The organism is Rossellomorea pakistanensis (assembly GCF_016908495.1).
GTDB lineage: Bacteria > Bacillota > Bacilli > Bacillales > Bacillaceae_B > Rossellomorea > Rossellomorea pakistanensis.
This window is the reverse complement of sequence record NZ_JAFBDZ010000002.1, coordinates 120032-138522: the sequence shown is the minus strand read 5'-3', so window position 1 is coordinate 138522 and position 18491 is coordinate 120032. Positions and strand designations below refer to the sequence as shown.

Annotated in this window: 24 protein-coding genes; 10 read left to right on the top strand and 14 right to left on the bottom strand. The window is 38.5% G+C overall.

What is annotated here, in order from left to right; translation table 11 throughout:
• Nucleotides 1–2 precede the first annotated feature (2 nt).
• The 3 genes from hemQ (at nt 3) to gerQ (ending at nt 2061) form a co-directional block, all read left to right on the top strand.
• Nucleotides 3–749: a hydrogen peroxide-dependent heme synthase gene (hemQ, locus tag JOC86_RS08460; RefSeq protein WP_205170637.1), complete on the top strand. Its 747-nt coding sequence runs from the start codon at nt 3–5 to the stop codon at nt 747–749.
• Nucleotides 750–1141: 392 nt separating this feature from the next.
• Nucleotides 1142–1564, top strand: coding sequence for a cell wall hydrolase (locus JOC86_RS08455; protein ID WP_205170635.1), 423 nt, complete (start codon nt 1142–1144; stop codon nt 1562–1564).
• Between the two features lie 17 nt (nt 1565–1581).
• Nucleotides 1582–2061, top strand: a complete 480-nt coding sequence (gene gerQ / locus JOC86_RS08450) for a spore coat protein GerQ (protein WP_205170633.1) — start codon at nt 1582–1584, stop codon at nt 2059–2061.
• Between the two features lie 329 nt (nt 2062–2390).
• On the opposite strand, the gene JOC86_RS08445 is transcribed toward gerQ, so the two are convergent.
• The 4 genes from JOC86_RS08445 to JOC86_RS08430 all read right to left on the bottom strand — a co-directional run bounded on the left by JOC86_RS08445 (nt 2391) and on the right by JOC86_RS08430 (nt 4966).
• Complete coding sequence (locus tag JOC86_RS08445; RefSeq protein ID WP_205170631.1) at nt 2391–2762, bottom strand: DUF423 domain-containing protein; 372 nt, start codon at nt 2760–2762, stop codon at nt 2391–2393.
• 11 nt (nt 2763–2773) lie between these two features.
• Complete coding sequence (locus JOC86_RS08440; RefSeq protein ID WP_205170620.1) at nt 2774–3067, bottom strand: DUF5327 family protein; 294 nt, start codon at nt 3065–3067, stop codon at nt 2774–2776.
• A 450-nt stretch (nt 3068–3517) separates the two neighbouring features.
• Nucleotides 3518–4195, bottom strand: a complete 678-nt coding sequence (locus tag JOC86_RS08435) for a uracil-DNA glycosylase (RefSeq protein ID WP_205170618.1) — start codon at nt 4193–4195, stop codon at nt 3518–3520.
• Between the two features lie 24 nt (nt 4196–4219).
• Nucleotides 4220–4966, bottom strand: coding sequence for a DUF4230 domain-containing protein (locus JOC86_RS08430; RefSeq protein ID WP_205170616.1), 747 nt, complete (start codon nt 4964–4966; stop codon nt 4220–4222).
• Between the two features lie 573 nt (nt 4967–5539).
• Here JOC86_RS08430 and JOC86_RS08425 point away from each other — a divergent pair.
• Entirely contained in the window at nt 5540–5893 is a 354-nt protein-coding gene (locus JOC86_RS08425; RefSeq protein WP_205170614.1) for a YflT domain-containing protein, read from the top strand.
• Nucleotides 5894–6158: 265 nt separating this feature from the next.
• Here the strand turns inward: JOC86_RS08425 and moaD are convergent, their stop codons facing one another.
• From moaD to JOC86_RS08385, 8 genes are all read right to left on the bottom strand, one after another.
• The gene (gene moaD / locus JOC86_RS08420) at nt 6159–6392 is read right to left on the bottom strand and encodes a molybdopterin converting factor subunit 1 (RefSeq protein ID WP_205170612.1); all 234 of its coding nucleotides are present in this window, start codon (nt 6390–6392) and stop codon (nt 6159–6161) included.
• On the bottom strand, nt 6385–6846 hold the full coding sequence (locus JOC86_RS08415) for a molybdenum cofactor biosynthesis protein MoaE (protein WP_205170609.1): 462 nt from the start codon (nt 6844–6846) through the stop codon (nt 6385–6387). Before JOC86_RS08415 ends, moaD begins: the two co-directional genes overlap by 8 nt.
• Nucleotides 6818–7441, bottom strand: coding sequence for a molybdenum cofactor guanylyltransferase (gene mobA, locus JOC86_RS08410; protein ID WP_205170606.1), 624 nt, complete (start codon nt 7439–7441; stop codon nt 6818–6820). The genes JOC86_RS08415 and mobA overlap by 29 nt, the downstream gene beginning before the upstream one ends.
• A gap of 88 nt (nt 7442–7529) precedes the next feature.
• A complete protein-coding gene (locus JOC86_RS08405; RefSeq protein WP_205170603.1) occupies nt 7530–8258 on the bottom strand; it encodes an ABC transporter permease in 729 nt (242 codons plus the stop codon).
• A complete protein-coding gene (locus tag JOC86_RS08400) occupies nt 8259–8960 on the bottom strand; it encodes an ABC transporter permease (protein ID WP_205170600.1) in 702 nt (233 codons plus the stop codon).
• Nucleotides 8957–9874, bottom strand: a complete 918-nt coding sequence (locus JOC86_RS08395) for an ABC transporter ATP-binding protein (RefSeq protein ID WP_205170598.1) — start codon at nt 9872–9874, stop codon at nt 8957–8959. The genes JOC86_RS08400 and JOC86_RS08395 overlap by 4 nt, the downstream gene beginning before the upstream one ends.
• A 114-nt stretch (nt 9875–9988) precedes the next feature.
• On the bottom strand, nt 9989–11347 hold the full coding sequence (locus JOC86_RS08390) for a sensor histidine kinase (protein WP_205170595.1): 1359 nt from the start codon (nt 11345–11347) through the stop codon (nt 9989–9991).
• Nucleotides 11344–12015, bottom strand: coding sequence for a response regulator transcription factor (locus JOC86_RS08385; protein WP_205170592.1), 672 nt, complete (start codon nt 12013–12015; stop codon nt 11344–11346). The genes JOC86_RS08390 and JOC86_RS08385 overlap by 4 nt, the downstream gene beginning before the upstream one ends.
• 159 nt (nt 12016–12174) lie before the next feature.
• Here JOC86_RS08385 and pdxK point away from each other — a divergent pair, with 159 nt between their 5' ends.
• The 3 genes from pdxK to bshB2 all read left to right on the top strand — a co-directional run bounded on the left by pdxK (nt 12175) and on the right by bshB2 (nt 14334).
• Nucleotides 12175–12978, top strand: coding sequence for a pyridoxine/pyridoxal/pyridoxamine kinase (gene pdxK / locus JOC86_RS08380; RefSeq protein WP_205170589.1), 804 nt, complete (start codon nt 12175–12177; stop codon nt 12976–12978).
• A 310-nt stretch (nt 12979–13288) separates the two neighbouring features.
• The gene (locus JOC86_RS08375) at nt 13289–13636 is read left to right on the top strand and encodes a YojF family protein (protein WP_205170587.1); all 348 of its coding nucleotides are present in this window, start codon (nt 13289–13291) and stop codon (nt 13634–13636) included.
• A gap of 14 nt (nt 13637–13650) precedes the next feature.
• Nucleotides 13651–14334, top strand: coding sequence for a bacillithiol biosynthesis deacetylase BshB2 (gene bshB2 / locus JOC86_RS08370; protein WP_205170584.1), 684 nt, complete (start codon nt 13651–13653; stop codon nt 14332–14334).
• 66 nt (nt 14335–14400) lie between these two features.
• On the opposite strand, the gene JOC86_RS08365 is transcribed toward bshB2, so the two are convergent.
• Nucleotides 14401–14538, bottom strand: a complete 138-nt coding sequence (locus tag JOC86_RS08365) for a hypothetical protein (RefSeq protein ID WP_205170581.1) — start codon at nt 14536–14538, stop codon at nt 14401–14403.
• A 325-nt stretch (nt 14539–14863) separates the two neighbouring features.
• On the opposite strand from JOC86_RS08365, the gene JOC86_RS08360 reads away from it, so the two are divergent.
• From JOC86_RS08360 to JOC86_RS08350, 3 genes are read left to right on the top strand one after another with little or no spacing between them, the layout of a single operon-like run.
• Nucleotides 14864–15586: an ABC transporter ATP-binding protein gene (locus JOC86_RS08360; RefSeq protein WP_205170578.1), complete on the top strand. Its 723-nt coding sequence runs from the start codon at nt 14864–14866 to the stop codon at nt 15584–15586.
• Complete coding sequence (locus JOC86_RS08355; RefSeq protein WP_205170576.1) at nt 15583–16599, top strand: ABC transporter permease; 1017 nt, start codon at nt 15583–15585, stop codon at nt 16597–16599. Before JOC86_RS08360 ends, JOC86_RS08355 begins: the two co-directional genes overlap by 4 nt.
• Nucleotides 16600–16630: 31 nt before the next feature.
• Nucleotides 16631–17290, top strand: coding sequence for a TetR/AcrR family transcriptional regulator (locus JOC86_RS08350; protein WP_205170573.1), 660 nt, complete (start codon nt 16631–16633; stop codon nt 17288–17290).
• An 85-nt stretch (nt 17291–17375) separates the two neighbouring features.
• On the opposite strand, the gene JOC86_RS08345 is transcribed toward JOC86_RS08350, so the two are convergent.
• Complete coding sequence (locus JOC86_RS08345; RefSeq protein WP_239587489.1) at nt 17376–18485, bottom strand: PQQ-dependent sugar dehydrogenase; 1110 nt, start codon at nt 18483–18485, stop codon at nt 17376–17378.
• Nucleotides 18486–18491 lie beyond the last annotated feature (6 nt).

Below are 18491 nucleotides of genomic sequence, written 5' to 3'. Positions count from 1 at the left end.
TCATGAGTGAAGCAGCACAAACGTTAGAAGGCTGGTATTCTTTACATGATTTCCGTTCAATGGACTGGACAGCTTGGAAGCTGATTTCAAGTGATGAACGCCAATCTGCAATTCATGAATTCCATGCATACTTAGATAAAGTCAATCAAGCACAAGAGGCAGAGGCCGGTAGTCATGCTCTTTATACAATTGTTGGTCAAAAAGCTGATTTCATGCTAATGATTCTTCGTCCAACTATGGAAGAGTTAAACGAATTGGAAAATGAGTTCAATAAGCTAAAAATAGCTGAATTTACGATTCCAACTTACTCATATGTTTCTGTAGTAGAATTAAGTAACTATCTACCTGCTGGAGAAGATCCATACGAAAATCCACAAATCCGTGCAAGACTATATCCAGCTCTACCAAAAGCGAATCATGTTTGTTTCTACCCAATGGACAAGCGCCGCCAAGGTGAGGATAACTGGTATATGCTGCCGATGGAGGATCGCCGTAGTATGATGCGCGATCATGGAATGATTGGACGCCAATATGCAGGTAAGGTAAAACAGATCATTACAGGTTCTGTTGGCTTCGATGATTATGAATGGGGCGTGACATTATTTGCTGATGACGTCCTGCAGTTTAAAAAGCTGATCTACGAAATGCGTTTTGACGAAGTAAGCGCCCGCTTTGGGGAGTTCGGAACATTCTTTGTCGGAAACCTATTAAAAGAAGAAAAAATTTCACAATTTCTTCACGTAAACTAATAATTTATTACGTTGACACTATATCGGGGGAATATAGTGTCATTTTTTTGACCTGGTTTTATAAATCCAACTTTAGTAGTGGATGATCAATTGCTAGGACATTTTCGAATAGAATGTGAAACGTTTTTTAAACTAATTTATTTGTCCAAAAGGAAAGATAATTTGTCCATTATGACCATTAATTTGTCCATAACCGGAAATATATTGACCGGCCGACTAAATTCAACACTTTTCGCGGGTGGGCATGCACACCCACGCCAATAACCAAAGCATCACCTAAAAACAAGGTATAATCCACAACCTATCCTCATAGTTATGAAATAGTGAAATAAAGCCACTAATGTTTCACCGATACTCATTCATAGTCATACACCTAAAGAGAGGTGAAATAAATGGCTGTAATTGCACATAACGAAAAAGAAGTGAAGCTGTTGGCACGACTGATGAGAGCGGAAGCAGAGGGTGAAGGGAAGCTCGGGATGCTCATGGTTGGAAACACTGGAGTCAATCGAGTCCGGTCACGTTGTTTAGATTTTAAGGACATTAACACGATTCAAAGAATGGTTTTTCAAAGTCCGGGGGGATTTGAAGCGACACAGAAAGGTTATTTTTATCAAAGAGCTCGAGAACAGGACATTAAGTTAGCAAGAGATACGATTAAAGGGTTGCGCTATCATCCTGCTTCCTATGCTTTATGGTTCTTTGAGCCTGCAGGAGCCTGTCCAGCACAGTGGTATAACCAAGCTAATTCTGGTCGATATAAATCCCACTGTTTTTTCCAGCCAACACAAGCTGATTGTCCAAAAGTATTTTAATTTAAGGAGGTTCTAACATGGTGCAATACGGGGGAAACCCATATATGTATGGCTATAACCAGCGTCAAGGATCCAACCAATATGGCCAGTATGGAACAGGGCAATTTATGGGACCGATGCAAGGTCAGGGGCAAAATGGTGGATTTGGAGGAGGTATACAGGTACCTCAACCAACAGATGCACCGGCCCCTACACAAGCTGTTCCAGGAATGCTGCCAATCGAACAATCGTATATTGAAAATATTCTACGCCTTAACAAAGGAAAAGTCGCTACAGTTTACATGACATTTGAAAACAACCAAGAATGGAATGCTAAGGTTTTTAAAGGAATCATTGAGGCAGCTGGACGTGATCACCTTATTTTAAGCGACCCTCAAACAGGAACACGTTATTTATTACCGATGATATACTTAGATTACATTACCTTTGATGAGGAAATTGAGTATGAATATCCTTTTGGTGGTAATGGAGGAATGGGAACTTACTCTCAAAGATAAAAAAACGGGACTGTCCAAATCATAAGGTTCTAAGATCACATCACCTGTATATAGAAGAAACTTTGTATACTACTTCTATATATGAGAGTTAATGTGAGTTGGACCCTTAAAGGACAGTCCCGCGTTTTTTTAGGCTGTTTTCGTAAACATTGATATTATTTGAAAAGGAGTTAGTTGGTTGCAGCGAAGGGATGCTCGCTTTCCGCGGGTCAGAAGGTTGGCCTCCTCGTTGCCATGCTCCTGCTTAGGTCTCACCTGTTCCGCTTCTCTCGCAGGAGTCTCGCACCTGCAGCGAAAACCAACAACAATCTTTTAAAAAGAGCTTTTTATTATAATGCTTTCACCGCAAACACAACAATTAATACCCAGGCAATTAGGAAGGAAACGCCTCCCAGTGGTGTAATAGCCCCTAGTACCTTAATGCCTGATAAACTAAGAACATACAAACTTCCAGAGAATAAGATAATTCCAATGAGCATCAACCAGCCTGACCATGAAAGAACAGAACTAGCCGAAACATTCCCGAGCAGAATCCCTACGATAATGATCCCAATGGAATGAAACATTTGATAAAGGACTCCAGTATTCCAGATTTCTATATACTTCTGCGAAATCTTTCCCTCTAATGCGTGTGCACCAAATGCACCGAAACCGACCGAAAGAAAAGCACTAATGGCACCAATAATGATAAAGATCTTCATTTTCCACACTCCTAAAAATCAAATAGTGAATCTCCGTTTGCCCCGTCATCTGTTTTTAATTTTTTCTCTTCCTGGATCCTAATAGGTTGTGCAGGCTGAGAAGGAGGGATATAACTTGGCTGCTGCTGATCATTACTTAAAAGCACGTTTGTAGATTGATGGGTACTATCCGACTCTAATAGTACTTCACACAAGGCTTTTATGGAATAAATATGCTCTTTCATTTTATCTGATTGATTTACTGTTTTCGCCTTCATTAATTCTTGTTCGATTTTTTTAATAATGGATTGATGACTGATATTCACAGGCTCTCCTCCTTTTCTTCGAGAAATAATCGTTTTCCCTTCTAAACCTGAATAGTACCATTTTACGACTATATTCTCAAAGGACACTTGATCAACTATGAATGTTTTTTAAAAATAATCTATTAATGATCCTCGTCCCTTCGGCTTTTAGTAAACTTTAAACAAGGTTGACCTGAAGATTGCAAGACGACCTGGGACGGTATTTTCTTGGTTTTAAATCCATACGCCTTACATCCCCTTGGATGACTAGGCTGCCAAGTCGTATAAAAATACTGACAATGAAAACAATTAACCTTCTTTGTATGGATCAATACCATTCCCCTTTCATTTCGTATATTCGTCACCTATTCTATCAAAACTCTTCTGAAACTCTTCTGCTCTTTTCATACATTCTCCTAGCGGTTTTGAATGTTTCACGTGAAACATGTTGTCACCTGTAGAAAAATGTTTCTAACCTTTCAGACACCAATCAATTTCGCTCTCGTTTAGTGCTTTTAGGATTTTATTCGCTTTTGAATATGGCTTGCTTCCAAAAAATCCTCGATTGGCAGAAAGCGGGCTTGGGTGTGGTGACGTGATAATAAAATGCTTGTCCGTGTCGATCCTTTTAAGCTTGCTTTGCGCAGGCTTACCCCAAAGCATAAAAACGGCTGGTTTCTTTCTTTCATTAATCAGTGAGATTACACGATCTGTGAAGATCTCCCACCCCTCGCCTTTATGTGAATGAGCTTGTCCACTTCGTACTGTTAAGACTGTATTTAACAACAGCACGCCTTGATCGGCCCATTTCTTTAAGTATCCATCCTCAGGAATGTCACAGCCAATATCAGCCTTCATTTCCTTATACATATTCCTTAAGGAAGGCGGGATTTTTACCCCAGGCTTTACCGAGAAGCTTAATCCATGTGCTTGATTCGGACCATGATAAGGATCTTGACCTAAAAGCACTACTTTCACATCTTTATAGGGGGTGTAATTTAGGGCATTAAATATATCAGCCATATTAGGATAGATCCTTTCATTTTGATACTCTTCTTTTAAAAATTCACGGAGCTTCAAATAGTAAGGCTTGTCGAATTCTTCCTTTAATAAATCAGCCCAATCATTCTTAAGTATGTCTTTACCCACTCTTAGACACCTCTCTCTATTAATCTACTTAAACGTTACTTTATAGCCGATATGCTCAAAGAACTCCTTTAAAGACCGCTTGGCATTTTTTTCAGCTGCTTCTAACAACCCTTGATCCGTTGCCTCTTTCTTCATTAATTCCTTTGCATCATCCGCTAAACTAAAGCCTTCCTCCCAGTTTACTTCACTACGGAAAACTCCCTCAACCGAGAATAATTCGATATTGCTTGTATGAATCGAAGGTGCTTGCAGGATCTCCGCTTCAGGTAGAGTCAAAAAGATTTCCTTCGAATCTTCATTTACAGAAATGTCACTTTGTTTGATTTTCTTTAAATCTACTCCTGCTAATACCGTTCCAGGCACAACAATTAATAGCTTTCGTTTTGTCCCTGGGATATCTGCTGCTATTTCTTTACCAAAGATCTGATTATCTTCTTGCTCAATAACTGCCTTAACATATCCTTGAGCTGTAGCAAGTGAACTCATTTCACGGATTTTCTCTACAAAACTACCTTTCTCTTCTTTAAAACTATCCCCACTTAACCATGAGTAAACCCCTATTGAGATTCCTGAAACAATGAGAGCAAATAATAGAAGAAGAATCAGAACCCTACTTTTCCAAAATCTAAATACTAAACCGCTAATATCCTTCAAAGTAGGACTTTTTCTGCTTTTCTCTATCGCTAAAGCGCCCCCCGTTTCCTGTTGACCCGCTTTCAATTCTTGTAAAATGGCTTCCATTTCTTTTATTTTTTCATGATGATGACTCATCGCCTCCACCTTCCTTCCTATTATTTATTATAAAAAAATTGTCAGAACTTGGAATATTTGTTATCGAATGGGGTATAGGAGGAGAGTACGGATTATTCTCGACCCTAATCAAAATGCTTTTGGTCAGCAGAAAATGGGGCTCCCCAACATTCCTGTCGCAAAGGAATTAAATGAAATGGGGAATAAGAGTTCTCAAATAAAATGGAACAATACCATACAAAGCTGCTTTATATTAGAAAATAAGAGCATTCCGTTATTCTTAGAGGGTCAGCAAACTATACGACACGAAATCTCAAGGACTTAAATCCAGAAACGAATGTTTGGATCAAAACACCAAAAGGGAATGAGCTTGACCAAGAATTATTATCCTATTTCTATCGCATTTGGAAAAATAAAGAAGTTGAGTACACACAGGAGTATGGTTACAGGATTATAGTATCGCTTGGTTACAATACATCGGATACCGCATTCAAAAGCTGTTAAATTTCACCACCTATTAGCATTTGTTTAAGACTTGTATTGATGGGTAAACAGGTACTAAGAAATAAAGATTCCATCATAGGAGGTTTTATTTTGTATAAAATTAGAACAGTCGAAAATGGAGTCCAAGCAACAGACACTGTAAACGCGTTAAAGAACGAAGGATTTACTGATCATGATATTTATATTTTTGCCCATTATCGTGAACGTTCCAAAGATCTTACAGATGTTACACACACAGAAAATATCGGGATTAAAGAGCAAGGAATATTCGAGTCTTTAGGGAACTTTCTGAAAAGTCGAGGAGATGAATTACGCTCCAAAATGAGAGCAGTTGGAATGAACCAAGCAGAGGCAGACCAATATGAGGCTGAACTAGATAAAGGTAAGGTAGTCATTGTTGGCTCGAATGAAGCAAAGGACCTCAATTTCACTAAAAACATATAAAAATGATCTCGTACTCAGAAAAGCTGACCCCAACATTTGTGTTGGGGTCAGCTCTTTTTAAATCTGGCGTTGATGAAATTTGTCGGTATGTCCATTGGTCAATAATAGTGGATTCTAATCAAATTATTGGAGCTTGCAGACTGATTATCGACATCACAGGTTAAATAAAGGCAGTGTCGGACAAATTAGGAATTAAGTACTCACTTTTAAAAAGAAAAACTATCTCATTAACGGACCCATCCCCAAAAACTACTCAGTACTCTAGTTATCCCCCACTTACTGGAGGGATTAAAGCTACAATATCGCCTGCTTTTAGTTGATAGGAGCGCTCTTCAAATTCTTCGTTCACCGCTACCATTATAGTATTTAATGCTGGAAGGGAGTATTCTTTTTCCAGTTTAAATAGCAGCCTCTCAATGGTCATTCCAGAAGCCTCGAATTCTAGCATTTCCGTCCCAACTTGTTCCTTTAAGTGAGCAAAGAACAAAACCTTAATCATTAAAGTCCCCTCCTATTGGCTTTCCTTCTGGATAGCTTTTCGTTCCTTTTTGATTCCCTATCCATTCTACTCCATCCTCCCAATGTTCTTTTTTCCATATCGGAACAATCTCTTTTATTCGTTCAATGGCATAACGATTCGCTTCATAGGCATCATGACGATGTGGTGTTGAAACGGAAATGACGACGGCTACGTCAGAAATCTCTAACCTTCCGAGTCGGTGAACGATTGCCACTTCTGCATCATCCCACTTCGCTTTGATTTCTTGACCGATTCTTTCTAACTTTTTTAACGCCATGCTTTCATAGGCTTCATATTCTAAATACAATGTTTTTTTACCATCCGTTAACTCTCTCACAGTTCCGATAAAGTTTACGATTGCTCCAGCTTCTCTTTTTACGACTGCATTGGTCACTTCATTTATATTAATAGGGTCTTTTGTCATTTTGAACATGGACAATCTCCTTCGCCTTTCTATATTCTTCCGGTGTATTCATATTAAATAAAATCTTTGGCAATTGCTTAGCCAAATCCTTGGACAGATCCTTCTCTGTAACGGTTTTCACTCTGACTTTCTTAAGGAGGGATTTAATACTTAACTTATCTTGAGCTAGACAATTTCTTACTTCATTAAGGATTCTAGAATGATAGACCGCAAAAAGTGGATGAATTCTCCCTTCAAAATAGGGAAGACAAACATCCCATTGATTGTTCTCCATCATTTCTATTAGCTCTGTAGCAAAATCCTTTGAAACAAATGGCATATCGCAGGCTGTTAATAAAACGATATCTCCATTTGCTTCGATAAGTGCCGTTAATAGTCCTGCTAACGGTCCCTTCCCTTGATACCCATGGATATCGGGATAGCATCTTACCTCAAGGTTTTCATAAGGGCGGGAATCATTTGAAATGACAAAAATATCTTTACTGACCTGTGACAGTTCCTCTACGATTAATTCAATAACGGTTTTGTCTCCAATTGATAGTAAAGACTTGTTCTGCCCCATTCTACTGGATTTCCCTCCCGCTAGTATGCAGACGGATTTCATCGTCAATCCCCTCCCTTTTAATCTATTATAAGGTGTAATTTAGTCTTGTGAGCCCCTCTAAAGAAAAAAGTTGCCACATTTGTGACAACTAAACCGTTTTTCTTTGAAAATAGATAAAGCCAGAAAAGGCAAAGACTAGAAAGCTTGTGCTAATTACAAATACAAGAGTCTCGATTGGGAAATTTAAATTATTTGCAACATCCCCTTGAGTCAATGGTGCAATCATTGTTAGTAATGGCTGCGCCCATGGGTACCAAGGACCATATGTTGCTGAATTTGCAACAAGTATATTCGGTAAAGTAAAGATCACGTTTAAAGCTAATGGTGCTGCAAAGCTAGACCATGCAAGTGATACCCATAACTGGAGGGCAATCAAAGGTAAGCATGCAATCCAGCCACCTAGAATGCTTTTCCATATCAATAATGGAAACGGATCATTGAATCCCTTCATCATTCCAATGATATAAAGTCCTAGCAAAAATAATAATTGTACAACGGCTATTAGGATCGCTACGATGGCAAACTTAACGGTAAAAACCTGCCCTCTTGTCACCGGAAGAGCGAATAATTGTTTCCACCCTCCATTTTGATGTTCATAGCGACAAATAAAAGCGACTAAGACACCCGTTAATAAGGGAAGAAAAATTTGAGCGTGTACAATAATCATCATAAAAAGCGGGCCCAACCACTGATTTCCCTCTTCATATACGCTCTTTCCTGCTCCAGAAATACCTGCTATTAACGGACCTAATAATAGTACAGGGAGGATCTTTGATTTTCGCACTTTATACCATTCTGCACGAAATAACCGTATCATTTAATTCACATCCTTTGTTGAAAAATGTAGGGCTCCCATAATGAAAACGAGTAATCCAGTCAACAGTCCTAAACTAATATTTAATACATATTCTTCATTTTGAAAGGAGAGCCAACTATATGGAATCCACTCTGGTAAACGAAAGAAGGTTGACGCAATCGCTCCAAGAATTCCAACGGTTAATGCCACTCCTTGGTTTGAAACAACGATAGATAGCCATAGTTGCAGAGCTAAAACTGGAAGTGCTGCGAAAAAGGGAAAGAAGCTATTTTTCAAGATCGCTACCATCGGGAAATCATATCCAAACTTTAATAGAACTCCTAACAAGATCGTTCCGCCGACTAAGAGTAGGGATGATAGAAGGAGCAAGAAACTGTTCAATAAAAACTTTACAAAGAAGATGCTCTTCCTCGACACTGGTAACACTAGTATCTGCTTCCATGTATTTGTTTGGTGCTCAATACTTGAATTTAGCGATGTTATGATAGCTATTCCTAATAAAAGTGTGATGGGGACGAACATATTTAAGTTCATTAAGAGATCTCCCCACACATCACTTTCTGGTTTCACAAGATACTCGTATCGAATTCCATAATTAAGACCTTGTATGCCAACGATTCCGATCGGTCCTAAGAAGACTAATAACCATACCGCTCTTCGCTTAATTTTGATCATTTCAGCTAGTAAGAGACTTTTCATCATAAGCTGAGCTCCCCTCGGGTCATGTCTAAGAAGATATCTTCTAAAGACATTTTCTCTTCTTCCACCCGGTAGATCGAAAACCGTTCTTTCACTAACAATTCAACAACATTTGCAATTCTATCATCTTTGTTTTCCTGCAATTGCAATCCTTTTTCCTGTTCCCAATCGACACTAACTCCCTGCGATAATAGGTACTTCCATGCACTTTCTTCATCACTTACTCTTAACTTTATATTCGATTTCGCTCTTTCTCTTAAAGCATCAATGGAGTCTTGGAAAATAAGTTCTCCTTTTGTGATAATCCCCACCCTTGTCGCCATTTGATCAATTTCTGATAACAGATGGCTTGAAACAAGTACGGACATTCCATATTTTTTGGGGAGTGATTTTATTAATTCTCGCATTTCTAGGATTCCAGAAGGATCCAGGCCATTTGTTGGCTCATCTAATACTAAAAGCTTTGGATTTCCTAGCAATGCATTGGCAATCCCCAACCGTTGTTTCATTCCAAGAGAATATCCCTTTACCGCTTTATTCGCACTATTTGTTAACCGAACGATTTCTAGCACTTCATTAATTCTACTTTGAGGGACATTTAATATTTTTCTAGTCACTTCGAGATTTTCATTTGCGGTTAAATGTCCGTAATAAGAAGGAGATTCTACTAGAGACCCTACCTGCTTTAAAATACGACGCTTATTTTTCTTAAGTTCTTGATCAAAAATTCGGATGGAACCATGTGAAGGTCTCATTAATCCAAGAAGCATCCGGATCGTCGTTGTCTTCCCGGCACCGTTTGGACCAAGAAAGCCGTAAATTTCTCCTTGAGGCAGCTGCATATTGAGCCCTACCACTGCTTTTGACGATTTAAAACTTTTCGTTAAATTTGTTGTTTGGATAATGTTTTCGTTCATTCCTCTCACCTCAATTCCAAGATAAACCTCTTAGGTTAAAACCGAGGTAGGTGTAAGTTTAAATTTAGTTTAAAAAAGATAAGAGGCTAACCATAAATAATGTCAGCCTCTTTTTTATTTAATCTTATACAATTCTATTTTGGTTCCTTCTTCAGTTGAAGAGACCTCCCATTTCAGTCCCATCTCTTTTACCATAAGAGCTACAATGGCAAGCCCTATGCCTGCTCCTTTATCTTCTGAGGTGTGCTTTAATCCTGGGCCCTTATCCTCTATCACAATCCGCAGCTCTTCATCCTTTCGAAAGGATCTGATCGAGAGGAATTTTCCTGACCTTGCATGCCTTAGAACGTTTTGAAAAAGATTATCCAACACTCTTTCAAACCAATGAGCATCTAAATACCAATGCACTTGCTCATCCAAAAGCTCAACATGGATGCCAAAGCCTTCCTTTTCAAAAACTGGATACCAAGATGCAATCGATGTTTTAATCACCCGATGGATTTCAATCTCATTCGGCTTATAAAGGTATTTCCCGGCTACTAAGAGAGTATACGACATTAAATTTTCAATTAATCGATCTAAATAGCTTATTTTATGATCTATTAGTTTTAATGAATCTTTCCCTTTTTCAGAGATCGGCTCCGTTGTTAAGGAATAGGCATGGGCTTTAATAGCTGTGATGGGAGTTCTTAAATCATGGGATAAATTTGCAATCAGCTGTCTTCGAAGTTGTTCTTCTTCTAGTTCACGTTGTCTGCTACTCTTTAATTCGTCAATCATTTGATTAAAGGAGCCCTCTAACTGACTGATCTCATCCTTCTTTTTCACTTTAACAGGATAGGGAATATTACTTTCATCTCTTATCATCATGGCGTTTTGTAGATGGATCAGACGTTTTCGGATACTTCTGAAGAAGAGTAAAGAAACGAACATGAATGAAGCAAGAATAACTAATAAACCGATTATAAAAATATAACCGTAGTTATCTCTTAGCTTTTGAATAGGCGGTTCTAGTATATCTCTAGATATTTGGAAAACCATAAATCCTTGATTCTGTTGTTTACCAATAAAAGCAACTACTGTAAAAGGATCCCCCTCTACCCGATCCTTCATAAACCTTACTGTATAATCGGCATCCCATTGTTTAGGTATATTTAGATTTTTTTGTGATTGATAGGTTAATACACCTTCACGATTTACCCAGAAAACTTCAGATTCTTTATACTCTTTCTGGAATGTTTCAAGCTTTTCGATGATTTGTTTTCGGTTCGCCCCATCCAAGTCCTTAGCTGCCTCATGCCAATCTCTTTCTATTACTTCTCCGTTGATGGCCTCTTTCTCATTTAAATTTTCCAAAAATGGGAATGGAATATAGAACAACAACGAAATGATAGGAAAAGCAAAAGGGAGCAAGACAATCCCGATTAAAATAATCAGTATATATTTTGATAATAATGATTGAAAAAACTTCATGATTTCATCCTATATCCGATCCCTCTAATCGTTTCAATGATCGTGGGACTCGCTGGATTGTCCTCGAGTTTTTCTCTTAAATGACGAATATGTACCATCAGTGTCTTATCTCCTTCCATAAAGCTTTCTCCCCAAACCCCCTCATAGATTTGCTCTTTCGTTAAAATCTGATTTGCATTCATAAGAAAGTATTGAAAAATTTTAAACTGCTTCCCTGTCAAGATAATTTCTCGATCGGTTCTTGTATCGACGATTCGGTTTTCCTTTGGATACACTTCAAGGTGCTGGAATACTAAGGAGTCTGGTGTATGCTTCGAATACCTTCTTAATAAAACTTCTATACGGGCGACTAATTCTTCAGGATGAAATGGTTTGATAAGGTAATCATCAGCAAATTGCAGCCCTTCAAGCTTGTCCTCTACAGCAGATCTTGCGGAAAACATTAAAATTGGAAGATCTTCTCTTTCCCGCTTGATTCTTTTTCCAATCGAAAAACCATCTAAACCGGGAAGCATTACATCTAGGATCACAAGGTCGATTTCTTCTATATAGGAAAAGGCTTGATCTCCAGATTGTAACCAGGTGACCTGATAACCTTTTTCCTCTAGATGTTTGTAAACCCACTGACCAATATCTTTTTCATCTTCAATATATAGAATTTTGTTCATCTACTAAAGCCCCTTTTTACAGGATTTTCTAACACTACCTTAACGATAAATGTTGGAAGTCGTCAATTGGATTTTGCATTTGTTTTTACAGAATGATTCATTTATTCTTAATAGAGAATAAATGAACATGTAGATAAATACATAGGAGGAAAAGGAAGAATGAGTTTAAACAAAACATTAACGATTGCAGGTTCTGATACAAGCGGTGGAGCTGGAATTCAAGCGGACCTTAAGACATTTCAAGAACATGGGGTATACGGAATGACCGCTTTAACAACGGTTGTTACAATGGATCCTAATAATCACTGGCATCATAATGTTCACCCACTTTCCATTGATACATTAAAAGCACAATTAGATACGGTCTTATCTGTAGGTGTCGATGCAATGAAAACGGGAATGCTTGGTTCTGTTGAAATCATTGAATTAGCGGCGAAGAAAATCGATGAATATTCACTAGAAAAAGTAGTGATTGATCCTGTCATGGTGTGTAAGGGAGAAGACGAGGTACTACACCCTGAAACAACAGACGCGATGAGAGAATATCTGCTTCCTCGCGCCCTAGTGGTTACTCCTAACTTGTTTGAAGCAGGCCAACTAGCTCAAAATGGTCCGCTTAACACGATTGATGATATGAAAGCAGCAGCCCAAAAGATTGTTGAGCTTGGTGCTAAAAACGTCATCATCAAAGGGGGAAAACAGCTACAGCATGAAAAAGCAGTTGATTTATTCTTTGATGGAGAAGAATTCACGTTATTAGAAGCGGAGAAAATCGATACGACTTACAACCACGGTGCTGGATGTACATTCGCAGCAGCGATTACCGCCAATTTGGCAAACGGACAAGCGGTGAAACAAGCTGTTCAAAACGCCAAAAAATTTGTCACTGCCGCCATCCAACACGGATTCAAACTAAACGAATATGTTGGACCGGTTATGCACGGAGCGTATAATAGAAAATAAAGTTTTTTAAATCATTACTTAGATAGAATGAGTAACTCCGTTCTAAAACGCCTGTATATGACGTCAGAAATTAGAAATTGGACTGGATACAATTGGCGTTTGCCAATTGCTTTATTTAATCGGTTCCCACCTATAAAAAGGAAACATTTCTTTACAGAGATCTTTCAGGGATGGTCCTCGAATGCAGTAAAGCGTTACTGTAGTCGAGGACCGTCCCTATTTCTTCGCATTTCTTTTCCGTTTTTAGTAAGATAATGATAATACTTGTTTTTGATTTGTAATTGGATTCTATCGTCAAGGAGGAAAAGCAATGGAACCAATTGTGACGACGAAGGTACAGGGGCACATCAATGATTTTGCCCGCCAAGAGGTTTATATACATTTAGAAACGACGAATGGAGCATATGCTTCTCATTTTAATGAAGAGTTCTTTTCAGCTGGAGCTTACATAAGAAATGCAAAAGTTCGTTATCAGCACGGAAAAATTGTTGGGGAAGGACCATACAGAGTAGGACTAAAGCTTGATATTGGCTGGATTTATGCCGAAGGACTAACACATTTTGAAATCGATGAAGCAGGACGATTATTAATGGCAGGCCATGACTTTGACGGTAAGCTTGCTGTTGCATTAGAAATCAGTTCGAAACCTTTTGAGTAAGGAGGAATAGGATCATGGAAAAAGAAAAAAGTGTACTTGTGATTTTCCCTCACCCAGATGATGAAGCATTCGGTGTATCCGGAACGATTTCTACTCATGTAAAAAATGACACCCCCGTTACCTATGCTTGCCTTACACTAGGAGAGATGGGAAGAAATTTAGGAAACCCTCCTTTTGCAACGAGAGAATCTCTTCCCCTTATTCGTAAAAAAGAACTAGAAAAAGCAGCTCAAGTGATGGGAATTCAAGATTTAAGAATGATGGGTTACCGCGACAAAACGTTAGAATTTGAAAACAATGAAGCTCTGGCAAATATGGTGACAGAGCTCATAGAAGAGCTCGATCCATCATTAATCATTTCGTTCTACCCAGGGTATTCTGTTCACCCGGACCACGAGGCAACGGCCAGTGCAGTCGTTCGTGCTGTGAGAAGATTACCAAAAGCTTCTCGTCCAAAATTACATCTTGTTGCTTTTTCAAAAGACTGCGAAAAAGACTTAGGTGCACCAGACATCATTAATAACATTCAAGCAGTAAAAGACCAAAAAATAGAAACGATGAAGGCTCATATTTCCCAAACTGCTTGGATGCTTAAGGATATGGACGAAAAGCTGAAACAAAATGATCCCGACGCTCTCAAATGGGTTACCAATGAACGCTTTTGGAGCTATCAATGGGAGAATGACCAGGTTGAATAATCGTTAAGTGACTTAATACTTGGTACATGTAAAAAGTCGATCCCAATCATTAGGATCGACTTTTTCTTAATACTCTATTTCATCATAATCTTTGGGTTGTGGTTCAGGCTGTCTGTTTTCATTGTTCGAAAAATCCTTTATTGTTTGCATTTCCTCTTGTCTCACTTCGGCATCTTTATAATTTTGTTTCGTCTGTTTTTTCATGGTGTGGGTGCCTCCTTCCATAATAGTTCTAAAGTTAATATGCACTGTTAGCGAGATTTCAATCATGTACCCCCATTTTGTTGTAACTAGTCACCCCAATGAAAAGCTTAAACAAATTTATTTGTCCCGTTTTCGTGTTTTTTTGTCGGGAACGATCATTAATTTGTCCATTTTATCTAATAATTTGTCCGTAATCTTCGATATATTGACCGCTCGACAAATTTCGAACTTCACCCGCTTAAAATGAGTGATTACTCACTTTACAAAACCTCTACGATGTCATAATATAAAGTGAGTAATCACTCACTTCTATGGAGGTGTAAAAATGGACGTAATTATTGACTTTAAAAACGTTTCAAAATCGTTTGGTCATCACCCCGTATTGAATAAAGTAGACTTATCTATTCCATCTGGTGAAATTTTTGGCCTTATTGGTCCATCAGGTTCTGGAAAAACGACATTAATTAAAATTTTTATTGGTTTAGAGTCTCTGTCTGCTGGTGAAGTGTCCTTTAAAGGTGAAGAAATTAAAGCGATCCCATTCTACAAAAAAATTGGCTATATGGCGCAATCAGATGCTCTTTATGAAGAGTTAACAGCATATGAGAATTTACAGTTTTTTGCCTCTATATATGGACTCAAAAAGAAAGAACGCAAACAAAGAATCGAAGAAGTTATGAAGACCGTTGACCTACTAGATCATCTTAAGAAGCCTGTTCATCTATATTCAGGTGGGATGAAAAGAAGATTGTCCTTAGCGATCGCTCTTCTTCATGACCCAGAGGTGCTGATTTTAGATGAGCCTACTGTAGGGATTGACCCAGTATTGCGGAAAGAAATATGGGCGCAGTTTCAGAAACTAAAAAAACATGGCAGGACGTTACTGATTACCACCCATGTGATGGATGAAGCGGAACGCTGTGACCGTCTTGCTTTGTTACGAGATGGAAAAATTATTGCGAATGAAAAGCCGGAATCCATTACAGAGTCGTTTCAAGTGTCTTCCATTGAAGAAGTCTTTCTTAAATCGGAGGTGTCGAACATATGAGAATTCTTGGTTTTTCCTTGAGAATTATTCGCCAGCTGCTTCGTGATAAACGTACACTTGCTTTAATGTTTATGGCACCTATTTTAATCTTAACTTTGCTATCCCTCATCTTTGATTCAGAAGACTATGAACCAAAGGTTGGGTATGTTCTATCTTCTGCTCAAAATGGTTTTTCAATTCCTGATCGTTGGGAAGACTATAGTGAAGAAGCTAAAGCTACAACGGCGATGAAAGAAGGAACGATTGATGGTTTCGTTGATTTTACAGAACCAAATAATCCATCGATTACCGTTGAAGGTAGTGACCCTACTATTAACGGGGCTGTTTTAAAGGAAATACAGACGGCTTTGACAAAAGATAATCAAGCAACACTAAGTGAAGAGGTACATTATTTGTATGGGCAGCAGGAGATGGGGCTTTTTGATTCCTTTGGGCCGATTCTTCTTGGATTTTTTATTTTTTTCTTTGTATTTTTAGTCAGTGGTGTTTCCTTCTTAAGAGAGAGAACGAGCGGAACATTAGAGCGGTTGCTTGCAAGTCCACTGCGAATTTGGGAAATGGTTGTTAGCTATGTAATCGGTTTTGGAATCATTACGATTCTACAAGCCTCTTTTATTTCATGGTTTTCTATCTATATTTTAGACATGATGATGAAGGGAGCATTTATTCATTTACTAATGATTATCGTCACCCTGTCATTTTCAGCACTTACGCTCGGTATTTTGCTTTCATCTTTCGCCAAAAACGAGCTGCAAATGATGCAGTTTATTCCTATTGTCGTCGTTCCACAAATTTTTTTCTCTGGCTTATTTAATTTGGATACGATCTCAGATTGGTTAAGCTGGATCGGTCGTGTCACTCCATTGTATTATGCAGCGGATGCCCTACGTGATGTGATGATTAGGGGGCTATCCTTATCGGAAATAGCCGTTCCGTTGTTGATTCTATTGGGGTTTTCCATTTTATTCGTATTACTAAACATTGCAGCTTTAAAAAAATACCGTAAAATATAAATGTATATACTAGTATGATAGGGGTATCAAAATGCCTGAACAAAATCAACATAATCTCTTTGAAGAACTTCTAAATCAAGATGAGAGTCTAACAGAGAAGCAAAAAAAAATCTTAGAATCAGCCATAGAGATTTTCGCGGAAAAAGGTTACTCTGCTACCTCTACAAATGAAATTGCTAAAAAAGCAGGAGTCGCAGAAGGAACGATCTTTAGACATTATAAAACCAAAAAAGATTTACTATTATCTATTGTGGCACCGACAATGGCCAAACTCGTCGCTCCCTTTGTTATAAAAGACTTAAACAAAGTGTTAGATACCAAATATGAGACGTACGAAGCCTTTTTAAAAGCTCTTATATTAAATCGCCAAGCTTTTTTAAAAGAAAATATGGCGGCCTTTCGAATTCTCATTCAAGAAATTCCGTTTCACCCTGAACTTAAAGAACAATTTAAAGAGCATATCGCCAATAAATTGTTTGAACGTGTCCAAAGAATTATCGAGCATTATCAAGAATTAGGCCAGGTTATCAGTATGCCTTCCCAGGCGGTGCTCAGATTCACGCTCTCTTCAATTTTCGGCTTTCTTATAGCAAGACACCTCCTGCTTCCTGAAGCAGATTGGGATAATGAAAAAGAAATTGAATACACCATCCACATGATTATGAATGGCGTCAAAGCCTCTTCCATATAAAAAAGGAGCTGTCTCAAGTGAGTCTAGAACCACAAATGTAGGCAAACACTGTGATTCCTGGCTCATCGGGACAGCTCTTTTTTAATCAATTTTTGCGAAGATTGGTCAAATCAATTTGGTAAAGCTTGTCATCGTTTTCTCTTGGAACGCCACGTCCATCGGTATTATTAGTGACAAAGTATAGGGTATCTCCCACTATCAATACATCTCTAACCCGTCCGTATCCACCCAAAACTTTCTCTAACTTCATTGTATTAAGTGAATAGGAATAAATGCCTTGGCCTGCAAGAGCGGCAAAATAAAGTGTATGATCTTTAAAGTCTGCCCCCGAGGGAGCCCACGTGGATTCACCTGAGTGAATGACTGGTGTTTGCATACCTGCCATGTTCTCATCCCCAGTAATAAGAGGCCAGCCATAATTTTTTCCTTCTTGAATATGATTGATTTCGTCAAAGCCGCTAGGGCCATGCTCAGTGCTATAAAGCTCACCAGCTTCATTCCATGCTAGACCTTGTGGATTTCTATGTCCATAGCTATAAACGTATGATCCCTCAAAAGGATTGTCGGAGGGAATCGTTCCATCTAGATTGATTCTGAGTATCTTACCACCAATTGCGTTTATATCCTGGGAAATTTGCTCCTGTGTAGCATCTCCAGTTGTAACAAATAACTTGTTGTCAGGCCCGATTTCCACTCTTCCGCCTTGATGGAACTGACCGCTTGGAATATTGTCGAGTAGAATTCTTTCTTCTTTCCATACATCACCATCTAACTTTAATTGAACTAGGCGATTTATGGAATCGCCTGCTTCTGTGTATGTATAATAAGCAAAGGCCAGACTGTTGTCATTAAATTCAGGGTGAAGCACAAATCCCATTAATCCCGCCTCTGCCACTTCTGCTAAAGGGTCACTTAATTCTACCCTCATTCTTGTCTGATTTCCGTCTTCAACCTTAACAATGGAACCTGTTCTTTCTGTTAAATAAAAGACATCTCCGCTTTTAGCAATCGACCAAGGAATCTCCAGGTTTTGTGCTAACACTTTTGCTTCTCGATCTAGGCCGCCGACAGTTTCTTTTGCCTCCTCGTCACTGTTTTGATTTTCGTTTGAACAGGCACTTAAAGAAATCAATAATACCAGAAACAATAAAGAAATCAATAATACCAGAAACAATAAAGAAATGATTTTTTTCAATGTAAA

Coding starts and splice junctions, on each gene's coding strand:
- JOC86_RS08400 (WP_205170600.1), bottom strand. CDS start 8,960: ATGATGAAAAGTCTCTTACTAGCTGAAATGATCAAAATTAAGCGAAGA.
- JOC86_RS08415 (WP_205170609.1), bottom strand. CDS start 6,846: ATGTTCAAAATGACAAAAGACCCTATTAATATAAATGAAGTGACCAAT.
- JOC86_RS08360 (WP_205170578.1), top strand. CDS start 14,864: ATGGACGTAATTATTGACTTTAAAAACGTTTCAAAATCGTTTGGTCAT.
- JOC86_RS08375 (WP_205170587.1), top strand. CDS start 13,289: ATGGAACCAATTGTGACGACGAAGGTACAGGGGCACATCAATGATTTT.
- mobA (WP_205170606.1), bottom strand. CDS start 7,441: ATGAAATCCGTCTGCATACTAGCGGGAGGGAAATCCAGTAGAATGGGG.
- JOC86_RS08390 (WP_205170595.1), bottom strand. CDS start 11,347: ATGAAGTTTTTTCAATCATTATTATCAAAATATATACTGATTATTTTA.
- JOC86_RS08385 (WP_205170592.1), bottom strand. CDS start 12,015: ATGAACAAAATTCTATATATTGAAGATGAAAAAGATATTGGTCAGTGG.
- moaD (WP_205170612.1), bottom strand. CDS start 6,392: ATGATTAAGGTTTTGTTCTTTGCTCACTTAAAGGAACAAGTTGGGACG.
- hemQ (WP_205170637.1), top strand. CDS start 3: ATGAGTGAAGCAGCACAAACGTTAGAAGGCTGGTATTCTTTACATGAT.
- JOC86_RS08365 (WP_205170581.1), bottom strand. CDS start 14,538: ATGAAAAAACAGACGAAACAAAATTATAAAGATGCCGAAGTGAGACAA.
- JOC86_RS08455 (WP_205170635.1), top strand. CDS start 1,142: ATGGCTGTAATTGCACATAACGAAAAAGAAGTGAAGCTGTTGGCACGA.
- JOC86_RS08405 (WP_205170603.1), bottom strand. CDS start 8,258: ATGATACGGTTATTTCGTGCAGAATGGTATAAAGTGCGAAAATCAAAG.
- JOC86_RS08395 (WP_205170598.1), bottom strand. CDS start 9,874: ATGAACGAAAACATTATCCAAACAACAAATTTAACGAAAAGTTTTAAA.
- JOC86_RS08430 (WP_205170616.1), bottom strand. CDS start 4,966: ATGAGTCATCATCATGAAAAAATAAAAGAAATGGAAGCCATTTTACAA.
- bshB2 (WP_205170584.1), top strand. CDS start 13,651: ATGGAAAAAGAAAAAAGTGTACTTGTGATTTTCCCTCACCCAGATGAT.
- JOC86_RS08350 (WP_205170573.1), top strand. CDS start 16,631: ATGCCTGAACAAAATCAACATAATCTCTTTGAAGAACTTCTAAATCAA.
- JOC86_RS08445 (WP_205170631.1), bottom strand. CDS start 2,762: ATGAAGATCTTTATCATTATTGGTGCCATTAGTGCTTTTCTTTCGGTC.
- JOC86_RS08355 (WP_205170576.1), top strand. CDS start 15,583: ATGAGAATTCTTGGTTTTTCCTTGAGAATTATTCGCCAGCTGCTTCGT.
- gerQ (WP_205170633.1), top strand. CDS start 1,582: ATGGTGCAATACGGGGGAAACCCATATATGTATGGCTATAACCAGCGT.
- pdxK (WP_205170589.1), top strand. CDS start 12,175: ATGAGTTTAAACAAAACATTAACGATTGCAGGTTCTGATACAAGCGGT.